Origin of the sequence: Rathayibacter sp. AY1B4, assembly GCF_002932815.1 — a bacterium.
Taxonomy (GTDB): Bacteria; Actinomycetota; Actinomycetes; order Actinomycetales; family Microbacteriaceae; genus Rathayibacter.
The window spans coordinates 166,095-173,757 of the sequence record NZ_PSWN01000007.1; the positions used below are offsets into that span (position 1 = coordinate 166,095).

Sequence of the window (7,663 nt, forward strand, 5' to 3'; positions counted from 1 at the left end):
TTGAGGCCGGACGTTCACCGTCGTCTTTCGCGGCAAGGACGGCCATGGCTGTCGTCAAGGGAATCGGGGCCGGCGTGCGCGTGCCCGAGGGTCGGCGTCTTCATCGTCGGAGACGCCCGCCGGGTCCGTCCGGTTCTGCGGAAGATGCTCGATTTCTCACATGAGTATGTATCAGGTTCGGTAGAACCGACGGGAAAATGGTCAGCATGACAGTCTCCCTTAATCGCAGAACGCCGGTAGAACCACGTCAAGATCGCGCCCACCGGACTCGGGCCGCAATCGTCGCCTCGGCGCGGCAGGTCGTCGTCGAGGTCGGCCGAGAAAGGGCGACGACTGCCCAAGTGGCTGCTCGCGCTGGCGTCGGCATTGGCACGCTTTACCGCTATTACGCAGACTTTGCCGATCTACTAGAAGCCGTTTTTGGCGAGAATGAAATTCATGCGAGACACCATGCGGTCTTACGAGCCGCGCACAAGGCCGCAAATTCTGATGACTTCATTGAAGCGGAGGCTGTCGCGTTGAACGCGCTTCAAGCGCTCATCGACGCGCTCAAAGAGGAGCCATTACACGAAAGCGACCTGCGTCTCTACGCCTAATCGCAGAGTCCTTTCTGCCACCCCCATGTCGACGATTTGGCTGGACAAGTGCCCCGTTGCGCACGTCGTCGTTTGCGCCGGACGGCGAAGCACCTTTGCCGCCCGCCAGGTCAGAGTCGCCGTCACCCCGGTCTACGCCTTCGAGGGGGCGACGGAACCGCGGTCGACCGGATAGTGCGGCAGATCGTGGAGAAGGACCAGCGCGCCGTACTTTCGGTCACGGACCACACCGTCCGGGTGTGCGGCTTGCGTTCGAGGGCATGTCTGATCCGTCGATCGCCAAGCGCATCGGCGCCAGGACCGACTCGGTGAAAAAGGGGCCGGTGGTCGCGGAGCCAGCGACCGTCACGTCCGTTCTGCACGAGCACGAGCTGACCCTGGACCAGGCCGCAGTGCTGTTGAAGTTCGAGAACGACGCGCGCGCGACCCTCATCGAGATCGCCGCCCACGACCCTGCCCTGTTCGAGCACACCCCGCAGACCTCCGCGACGAGGCCGCGCACCAGACGCTCTTCCCGGCGACGGTCGACGAATACACCGGCAACGGCTTCCAGATCCTCACCCGCTCCGACGCCTACAGCGACCAGGCGACGTGGACGCCCATCCGGCAGCTGCGCGGCGAGGACGGGAAGAGCGTCACCCCCAAGCAGGTCGCCGTCGCTTCCGGCCGCGGGGTGCTCATCGACACCAGCTGGCGCGGCGAGGTCGAGGTCACCCTCCTCCCCCAGGACCCCACCGCCGCAAGATATACCGACGCCTACGCAGCCTCTGAGCGGCCGCAGACCGAGGAGGAAGCCGAGGAGGAGCGCGCCGAGAAGTCCGCGGAGCGGAAAGTCCTCATCGCTAACAACGAGGCGTGGAACGCGGCCGAGAAGGTGCGCCGCGAGTGGATCGCGACGTTCCTCGCCCGCAAGACCCTCCCGAAGGACGTGGATCGCGTCATCGCTCTCGGCCTCACCACGCACCGGTTCGCGATGTCCTATGGGATGAGCGACGGCAGCGACCTCCCGCACGCGCTGCTGCGCATCGAGCGCCCCTCCGGCTACCGCGCCGACGCCCTCGCAGCGCTGGTCGAAGCGAACCCCGCGAAGGCCCGCCTGGTCGCGCTGGCCGTCGTGCTCGGAGGCCAGGAGGCGCACACGAGCAAGGAGTCCTGGCGCCGCGGCGACGAGCGCACGGCCGAGCACTTCCGCCAGCTCGCGGCCTGGGGATACGTGCTCTCCCCGGTCGAGCAGGTCGTCACCGGCGACAGCACCCCCGCCGACACCGCAGGGCTCAGCTAGCCCACCCGGCGGGGACCGGCTCGCGCCGGTCCCCGCCCCTCCTCTTCTCCCACTGCTGCACAGGAAGGCCCGACCATGACCACCACGACCACCGCACCCCGCCCCGCCCACCGCTTCGACCCGTACCAGGAGGACCCGACGCTGCGAGCAGCCGAGGTCGCCGTCGACGCCGCGGCCGCGTCCGGGGACGCCGCCGCGACCGCCGCCGCAGCGCGAGCGCTGATCGTCGCCGCGGCCGCCTACGGCTGGCCCACCGCGACCGCCCTCGTCTTCAAGTACGAGACGACCGGCCCCATCGCCCACGTCTGGGGACTGTGGAAAGTCCTCGACGCCGACCGGCAGATCCTCCGCGAATGGGACGAGGAGCCCGGCGACATGACGGACGAGTCCGAGGAGGAACTGATCGCCCTCGACCTCATCAGCAACCGCCGCGCGACCCTCGACTACACCGACTTCCCAAAGCCCATCGGCTCCACGACCCTGATTCTCCACACGCTCGCGCTCTGAGCGCGTGTGCGGGCCGACCCGAAACGGGCCGGCCCGCACGAGGGGGAGAGCCCCCTCGACCCCCCCCCAGACCCGCGCAACGGCAGCACGGCCAGAGTCGTGACCGGATGCGACGATGGACGCGCTCGCACCCGTCGCGACCGCCGGTCGTCGCGCCTCATCAGACAGGACCCCAACGATGAAGCTTTACCCCGACGTGATCAGCACCCTCCGCGCCCAGGAAATCGACCCTGACGAATGGGCGCGCGAGTACGGCTCGCCCTCCATCGCGGAGTGGGCCGGCGACGAATGCGGCTGCGCCGACGACCGCTGCATCGGCCACCACCACGACGAGCACGAGGACTGCGGCTGCTTCCCCGCGATGCTCGAGCAGCACTTCGCCCAGCAAGACGCTCGCGGCCACCGGACGCTCAAATGGCGCACCACTCCCGTCAGCGTCGTCGTCTCAGCAGAATCCGACCTGGAGGACTTCGGGCTCCTCGCCCTCGCTGACCAAGACCAGATCGACCTCTTCGCCAGCACCGACGTCGACACGGCGGCGATGACGCAAGAACACACCACCGCCGAAGAGACAGCCCGGATCGCAGCGTTCGCCGCCGAAATGTCCACCGCCGGCTCCCTGAGCACCGAGCAGTACGAGCAGCTCGGAGAGATCCACCACGCGGTCCTCAACCGCGCCAAGGACGCAGGCGACCCCCGGTACGACCTCTACCGCGCGACGGAACGGCTCTCCCGCGCCATCACCGAGGTCTGGGACCGCGACGTCGCCGCGTACCAGGACGCCTACCTCACCGTCGTCCGCGACACCCTCACCACCCGAGGTCTCACGACCGGCATCAAGGTCGTGGACCTCGCTGACCGAGACACCGGGATCTACGACGAAGACCTCGCGCACGACCTTCGCGACGTCGCCCTGCGCACCACGCCCCTGCCCGTCATCGGAGCCCCCAGGGAGGAGCGCAAGATGACGGTCGACGCGCAACGCGCCGCCGGCCTCAGCTACATCGAGCGCGCCCGCGCCGTCGTGTCCGCCGAGGCTGCAGCCGAGTAGCGATCAGCGGCGGGGCCGCGGCTTGTACTTCTTCCCCGCCCGGATGTTCCGGTTCTCGATCACCCCGACCACCGCCAGGCCGGCGGCCACGGCGACGATCAGCACCCACCCGAGCACGTTGAACCACTCACCGGTGAACGCCGCGTACGTCTGCTCGCCGGCAATCGCGAAGAGCATGAACGACAGCCCGAACCACACCAACCCGTTGCTGATCAGCGCAGCACGCGCGAGCTTCGTCTTGGGCTTCGGCATGGGCTTACCCTCCCACCGGACCCTGGACGTGTCCACGGAGCCGAGGCGGTTCTAGGGTGAGCGCATGAGCACCCCGACGCCCCGCGAGTTGCTGGCCGTTCACGTCGCCACCGACCCCTCCGGGATCACCGCGACCTTCACTCTGGGCGACCCGCTCGAACTGCCACAGTCGGTGGGATGGTTGACCTACGCCATCGAGCTCACCGGCGCTGATGGCGCCACGGCGAAGCACTTCGGCGTCCGCCTCTCAGAGCAGGAGACGAAGGCGTTCGTCTTCGAGTTCGAGAGCGCCACCCAAGCCAACTACGACGCCACGCACGTCACGGACCGTGGCGCCTCGCTCGTCGCCCGGGTCCCGGACTCCTCACTCGGCGTCGACGCGATCGGCACAGTCACCGGATTCGCCACCATCGAGGGCGAGGACGTCGCCGCCGGCGTCGCCGTCCAGTTGCTTAGGTAGTGCGTGATGCCAGCCATCCGGCCCAGTGGCCCTATCGACGTGTATTCAGCGACGCAGGTCGGTAGCGCCATCCTTGCGATGGCACGCAGCGCGGAGACGATCGCGATGAACGCCTGGCAGAACCCGCCAGCGTCGGGCTTCGGGGCCGGACTCTACATCGACGGCTCCTACACCGCGGCGGTGAGCCAGATGTCGATCTCTGTGGCCAGCGGCCTCGATCACCTCCGCGCGCTGGGATATGCGCTCCAACAGGATGATCCGTTGACCACCTCCCTCGGAACGATCGCTCGTGGAGCGGTCGAAGCGTTGGGGCGAGCCTGGTGGATGCTTTCGAGTGACACGTCGCTTCAGTGCCGGCATCGAGCTGCGCTCCTTCTGGCGAAAGAGGGACAGGGGCTCTACAGCCGAGGCATCATGTCTCCGAACAGCGCCGGTGAGGACGGTCGGGCGCTGTTCGATGCCACTCTCCACTCGCAACTCGCAGAGACCACTGAGGGAGTAGCTGCAACGGAGATGCCGACGTTGCGCCAGTTCCTCAGCAGGACTCCGAGCTTCACCACGCTCGCATCGGAAGTCTTGGATGCGACAGGAATCGACGGGGCCGTGGCTTACTCACGTCTCTCCGGCATTGCTCACGGCGAGTCGCTGCACTTGATGGCTCGAGGCGTGTCCACGACTCCGACGACCGCCGGACTTGCGCAGACCTACGAGTGGGTCGCACAGGTAACGCGCTACCCCCTCGATGCCCTCCACGTCACCATCGAACTGCTCGTTCGGAGGTGGGGAACCGCGAGTGAGGCGGAAGAGTGGCAACGGATCCGCGATAGATCCTTCGATCGGATTGGAGCCGTCCTCGATGCACGTTGAGTCGCCTGGCGCGACACTCTCCGCCAGACCGGACGACGAGACTCGCTCGACCTAATCCGGCCGGACCTAGGGTGGGCAGATGAGTCGTCGTTCTGTTGCACTCACACTCTTGCTGGCTGTCGTGGGCACCATGACCGCGTGCGCGCCAGGGCCCGTTGATCGCGCGCAGCTCACCCAGTGGCGCTCGGATCGTCAGGCTGACATCGACGCGGGAGGTCCTTTCCTCGCTGTGCTGTCGTCCGATTCGAGCGCAGGGCAGGAAGGGGATCGGCTGGAATCTGCCTTCGACCAACCGGTACTGCCCGGCGCCATCACCTTCGAATGCTTCGGGGATGGCACGGTCGAACTGCATCTCGACTCCGACTCCAAGACCGGCACGGTCACGACAGGCAAGACCACTGTCCAAACCGTGGACTGCGGCGACGGTCCGCTCGACATCGACCCAGCCTCCCTCGGCACCGACCCAATCGACCTCGTCGGCGCGGCTACAACTGGCGCCGATCGCGACACGGCATGGTTCCTGACCGTGCGTGAGGCGTAGAGCACGCACTGACGGCCCGCCGCTCATGTCGGCTCCTGCGGGGCAAGCTAGTTCGTCCCGTAGGGGGATCGTTCACCGGTCGCGTATCCAGCTACGGGCAGCGGTAGGTCTTCGCGAAGTCGGTTGCCGTGAACTGCCTTCCCTCGGTCATAGAGGTCAGTGACGGGCAGATGTCGTTGTTGTGCGCCGCCGCTACGAAGGGGGTCGCTGCTTGTGGGACGCAGCCGTAGTCCTGGTCGGGCTGGTCGAGGATTCGCAGCTGACCTGTCTCCCCGGCGGCGAGGTGAAGATCGGACCAGGAGCAGGACCAGGTGAGTGAGGCTCCGGTGTCGTTGGTGATGCTGACGTAGTGGGAAGGGCCATGCACTCCGAACAGCAGATCACCCACCCACAGAACCGCGGCCGCCACGACGGCTAGAGCTCCCAGCGCGATCGACAGTCTCACCAACCGTCGTTGGCGGGGTGGTGTCTGCCGGTCCGGCGAGAGTCTGCTCGGGTCCCAACTGTCCAGGCGTTCAACCACGGCGTATCCACCCCTCGGCGCGACGTGAAGCGGCCTCGACCGCCGCCGAGCTCGTTACCTTGAGTTCTCCCACGGGAGAACAGTAGGCGTGACGCGGCTCTCACCACGAGGAGCTACCGACTCGCGACCGAGAGTGTCCTGTAAGGGGATCGATCCGCGGGACGCTTTCAGCGGACTGCTCGGAGGGGCTACTGCTCGTCTTTCCGGGCTGCTCGGCCGACGAAGTGCACGGACCGTCGAGCGTCGACGAGTTCGCGCTTCTCGAAGTGGCGAACGACGAAGGCTCCTGCGACGAACGAGTAGCCGATGCCCTCCGCGATTCGTGTGAGGACCGGGATGGTGCTGATGATCTGTTCGACGGTGGGTGATCCGTTGGCTTGGTAGGGGGCGATCCAGAACGGCACGATCGTGCCGAAGACGATGCCCAGGAGAATCCCGGCGACACCGATCCAGAACATGGAAGTGGACGAAAGTGCTCTGAGCATGGGATCCCCGGAATGTTCGGTGGGCGAGTCGAGAGGCGCCGCTGTCGGACGCGCCGTCCTCGCTCACGGCTGATCGGTCTGGTTACAAGCGCAGGTTGAGCGCGGCGAGGACGGTGACGAGGCCGGCCGCGACGACGACGACCGTCAGTGCAACGCGCCCCGCCGTACGGCGGAGAAGGCCGGTCATCGTGGCGGTGTCCGCCACGCGAGTCGCGATCACGAGGTCAGGAACGCCGGCCGGCGGTTGCGGTGGCGTCGTGGAGTCGTCTTCGCTGGCCGGGACGCTCACGGTCTGCTGAGCCGGCTCGATCCGATCGGGCAGCTTCTTGAAGCGGCCATCATTCGATTCGCCCACAGCGACCTCCCCAGCGGTCGCCGCATCGCGACCCTCCTTCGTGACTGTAGCCGTGCAACTCCATTGCGTCAGCGTGAGCGCGTAGCGGCCTGGAGCTGGAGACTGCTGCGGCGCACGTCTCCTCTCCACTCCTCGAGCGTCCACCGATCGGGTCCCGTAGAGGAACCTGCTGCTTCCCGAGCGCGCTGCTCGCTGCCATAGATTCCAACGACGTCGGTGCCGTCTGCCCAGAGGGCTGTCCTGAGGAGGAGGTAGTGCTCACCGTCACTGCTGTTCTTCACGCCTCGGATCCTCGTCGGTTCCGACGTCGTTCGGTCACCGTGGCGCGAGGTATCACAGTGCTGGCGCGCGTCCCGTATCGGGATCGGTGACCGGTACACGCAGACGCGACATCGAGCGCCTGTCGTTCCTCGCGGTCGCCTGCACGAATCTTCGTGCCGCGAAGTTGAGGGCGCCACTGCGGAGGAGGCGATCGAGGGCGCCCACGCGATGCTGCGCCGCGCCGGCTACCGCATCGAGCGGTACAACGACCCGCGCGGCCGCTGGTCGAGCGTGTCCGCTGAGCGCGGTTATCTCCGCGAGACCGGCAACCTCGTCTTCCACTCCGCCCTGGTCGGCATCCTCGTCGCCGTGGGTATCGGCGGTGGATTCGGCTACAGCGGGCAGCGCGTGCTGGTCGAGGGCGGTCAGGGGTTCGCGAACAACCTCGCGGCCTACGACTCGTTCAACCCGGGGCGCTTCTTC

11 protein-coding genes and 1 pseudogene are annotated in these 7,663 nt (G+C 67.0%); 8 read left to right on the plus strand and 4 right to left on the minus strand.

Translation table 11 applies throughout. The annotated features are described in order from the left end of the window. The first annotated feature begins 206 nt into the window (after positions 1–206). The 4 genes from C5D66_RS07020 (at position 207) to C5D66_RS17115 (ending at position 3,436) form a co-directional block, all read left to right on the plus strand. The gene (locus C5D66_RS07020) at positions 207–596 is read left to right on the plus strand and encodes a TetR/AcrR family transcriptional regulator (protein WP_181067895.1); all 390 of its coding nucleotides are present in this window, start codon (positions 207–209) and stop codon (positions 594–596) included. 673 nt (positions 597–1,269) lie between these two features. Further along, positions 1,270–1,878, plus strand: a complete 609-nt coding sequence (locus C5D66_RS07025; RefSeq protein WP_104326832.1) for a hypothetical protein — start codon at positions 1,270–1,272, stop codon at positions 1,876–1,878. 75 nt (positions 1,879–1,953) lie between these two features. Next, positions 1,954–2,385 (plus strand): hypothetical protein, encoded by a 432-nt coding sequence (locus tag C5D66_RS07030; RefSeq protein WP_104326833.1) that lies wholly within the window; start codon positions 1,954–1,956, stop codon positions 2,383–2,385. A gap of 178 nt (positions 2,386–2,563) precedes the next feature. Further along, entirely contained in the window at positions 2,564–3,436 is an 873-nt protein-coding gene (locus tag C5D66_RS17115) for a hypothetical protein (RefSeq protein ID WP_181125762.1), read from the plus strand. A 3-nt stretch (positions 3,437–3,439) separates the two neighbouring features. Here the strand turns inward: C5D66_RS17115 and C5D66_RS07045 are convergent, their stop codons facing one another. Then, positions 3,440–3,688 (minus strand): hypothetical protein, encoded by a 249-nt coding sequence (locus tag C5D66_RS07045; RefSeq protein WP_104326836.1) that lies wholly within the window; start codon positions 3,686–3,688, stop codon positions 3,440–3,442. A gap of 64 nt (positions 3,689–3,752) precedes the next feature. On the opposite strand from C5D66_RS07045, the gene C5D66_RS07050 reads away from it, so the two are divergent. The 3 genes from C5D66_RS07050 (at position 3,753) to C5D66_RS07060 (ending at position 5,556) form a co-directional block, all read left to right on the plus strand. After that, the gene (locus C5D66_RS07050) at positions 3,753–4,148 is read left to right on the plus strand and encodes a hypothetical protein (protein ID WP_104248326.1); all 396 of its coding nucleotides are present in this window, start codon (positions 3,753–3,755) and stop codon (positions 4,146–4,148) included. A 105-nt stretch (positions 4,149–4,253) separates the two neighbouring features. Next, positions 4,254–5,015, plus strand: a complete 762-nt coding sequence (locus tag C5D66_RS07055) for a hypothetical protein (protein ID WP_104346939.1) — start codon at positions 4,254–4,256, stop codon at positions 5,013–5,015. A 121-nt stretch (positions 5,016–5,136) separates the two neighbouring features. After that, positions 5,137–5,556, plus strand: a complete 420-nt coding sequence (locus C5D66_RS07060; protein WP_146079379.1) for a hypothetical protein — start codon at positions 5,137–5,139, stop codon at positions 5,554–5,556. Between the two features lie 91 nt (positions 5,557–5,647). Here the strand turns inward: C5D66_RS07060 and C5D66_RS07065 are convergent, their stop codons facing one another. The 3 genes from C5D66_RS07065 to C5D66_RS07075 form a co-directional block, all read right to left on the minus strand. Further along, the gene (locus tag C5D66_RS07065; RefSeq protein ID WP_146078503.1) at positions 5,648–5,923 is read right to left on the minus strand and encodes a hypothetical protein; all 276 of its coding nucleotides are present in this window, start codon (positions 5,921–5,923) and stop codon (positions 5,648–5,650) included. Between the two features lie 344 nt (positions 5,924–6,267). Next, entirely contained in the window at positions 6,268–6,537 is a 270-nt protein-coding gene (locus tag C5D66_RS07070) for a hypothetical protein (RefSeq protein WP_104224259.1), read from the minus strand. Positions 6,538–6,646: 109 nt separating this feature from the next. After that, positions 6,647–6,919, minus strand: coding sequence for a hypothetical protein (locus C5D66_RS07075; RefSeq protein WP_104224258.1), 273 nt, complete (start codon positions 6,917–6,919; stop codon positions 6,647–6,649). Positions 6,920–7,306: 387 nt separating this feature from the next. Here C5D66_RS07075 and C5D66_RS07080 point away from each other — a divergent pair. Then, positions 7,307–7,663: pseudogene (locus C5D66_RS07080) on the plus strand (cytochrome c biogenesis protein ResB); the annotation flags it as partial.